Source organism: Isoptericola sp. NPDC060257 (assembly GCF_042726645.1).
Classification (GTDB): Bacteria; Actinomycetota; Actinomycetes; order Actinomycetales; family Cellulomonadaceae; genus Isoptericola; species Isoptericola nanjingensis.
Genome location: NZ_JBHXAW010000437.1, coordinates 1 through 2,206 on the forward strand (window position 1 = coordinate 1; position 2,206 = coordinate 2,206).

General features: G+C 73.5%; 2 protein-coding genes. Both read right to left on the minus strand.

Annotated elements, in window-relative coordinates; all coding sequences use genetic code 11:
* Positions 1-112: 112 nt before the first annotated feature.
* Positions 113-1,360: a Gfo/Idh/MocA family protein gene (locus tag ACFWEK_RS21030; protein ID WP_430555300.1), complete on the minus strand. Its 1,248-nt coding sequence runs from the start codon at positions 1,358-1,360 to the stop codon at positions 113-115.
* Positions 1,361-1,385: 25 nt separating this feature from the next.
* A partial coding sequence (locus tag ACFWEK_RS21035) for an ROK family protein (RefSeq protein ID WP_430555301.1) occupies positions 1,386-2,206 on the minus strand: 821 nt, incomplete at its 5' end.

Below are 2,206 nucleotides of genomic sequence, written 5' to 3' on the forward strand. Positions count from 1 at the left end.
TTTTTTTCTTCTTCTGTGTGTGGGTCTGGTTGGGGTGTCCTGGGCGGGCGGGGGGGGGGGGGGGGGGGGGCGCCGGGGGCCCCCCCCCCCCCCCCCCCCGCGGGGGTGGTGCTCAGTCGTGCGCGGGCCGGCTCCCGAAGTCCGGGATCGGCAGGCGCTCGCCGCCGGCCAGCGCCGAGGCGTGCGCCACGATGCCGGGCGCGGTGAACTTCGCGGAGAGCCAGGCGTCCACGGGCGCGTGCTCGCCCGTGACCACGGCGCGCACGAAGTCGTCGGCGAGGAAGTGGTGCGAGCCCTCGTGCCCGTTCGGCGCGTCGGCGTAGGTGGCGGGCAGCCGCGTCCGGTCGTGGACCGGCGCGGAGCCCGAGGTGAACGCCTCCCGCAGCGCCGGGTCGACGTCCGCGAGGTCGGCCTCGTGGGCCGTGCTGCGGACCGGGACGAAGTCGGCGGAGACGTCGGTGGACGTCTCCTTGTCGTTCCACACGCTCTGGTGGGCGAGCTGCTCGAAGCTGGCCTCGGTGCCGAAGAAGCGGAACCGCGACTCGCGGATGTGCGAGGGGTAGCCCACCCGGCGCATCTCGTTGGTGCGCATCGCGCCGCCGTCGGCCAGCTCGAACAGCGCCGTGGCGTTGGAGAAGCTGTTCCCGAACTGGCTGACCTCCCGGTCGAAGACGCCGTCGCCCCGGCGGTCCTCCACGCCGATGCAGCTCACGCTCACCGCGCGGGTGGGCAGCGCACCGAGGACGCCGCCGATCGCGTGCGTCGGGTAGAGCATGGGCGGGTAGCTCGCGGTGGCCTTCCAGTTCTCGCCGCCGCTGTACTGGTACGCGGCGTAGAAGCCGAGGTCCATGTCGTGCACGTAGTCGCCCTCGGCGTAGAAGACCTGGCCGAGCGCGCCCTCGCGGACCTTCTCGCGGACGAAGACGGTGGCCGGGTTGTAGTAGCTCGTCTCGCCCATCATGTAGGTGAGGCCGGTGCGCGTGACGGCGGCGACGATCTCCTCGATGTCGGTGAGCTCGGTGGCCATCGGCACGGCCGAGTAGACGTGCTTGCCGGCCTCCAGCGCCGCCAGCACCAGCGGCGCGTGGGTCCAGCGTTGGGTGAAGATGGCGACGGCGTCGACGTCCGAGTCGAGCATCTCCTCGAAGCTGTCGACGACGGTGGCGCGGTCGTAGCGGTCGGCCAGCGACTTGGCCCGCTCCGGCACCAGGTCGGTGATCGTGAGCCGGTCGACGTTCGGGTGCAGGTCCCAGAGCGTCGCGAAGCTGCGCGAGAACTGGCCCGCGCCGACGATGCCGATGCTGATCGAACCGGCATCCTCGGCGAGCGGGGCGGTCGGGTCGAGGGGAAGTGCGGACAACGGTGCCTCCTGCTGGTGTGTCGGGTCAGGCGGGGTCGGTGCGGTGCGGCGGCGGGTCGACGAGCATCCACTGGCACGCGACGACCGCCGCGCCGCGCGCCCACTCGTCGAAGCCGGAGGAGAACGCCACCACGGTGGGCCGGGTGGCGTTGGGGTCGAGGTGGTCGGCGAGCGCGGCGTCGAGGGACGGACGGGCGTGGGCGAGCATGCCGAGGCCGTCCCCGGCGAGGATCACGGCGGGCAGGCCGAGCGTGTTCGCGAGCTGGGCGATCAGCACCCCCAGGGCGTGCCCGGCGTCCGCGAAGACGCGCAGCGCGACCGCGTCGCCGCCGTCCGCCAGCGCGAGGGCGGCGTCCAGGTCCAGGTCGGCCCGCCCGCGCGGCACCCCGATGCCCTGGGTGATGGCCGCCGTGGTGAGGAACGCCGACGCGCAGCCGCGGTGCCCCCGCTCGCACACCGGCCCGGAGTCCGCGACCCGCATGTGCCCGATCCGGCCGACCCTGCCCGACGGACCGGCGAGCACCCGGTCCTCGATGACGATGCCCAGGCCGACGCCGACGCCGACGGTCAGCACGGCGAGGTCGCTCATGCCGCGGCCGGGGCCGGACCACTGGACCCCGGCGGTCAGGGCCCGGGCGTCCTCGCTGAGGACGGTGGGGATGCCTGTCGCCCGCTCGAGGATGCCCGCGAGGGGCACCTGGTCCCAGCCGAGGAAGGGGTTGTGGCGCACGGTGTCGTCGAACCGGGACATCCGGCCGGCCAGCCCGACGCCGAGCGCCTGGATCTCCCCCGGCTCGCGCAGTTCGTTCACCAGTTCAAGGATCTGCCCGACGACAGTCTCCTGCT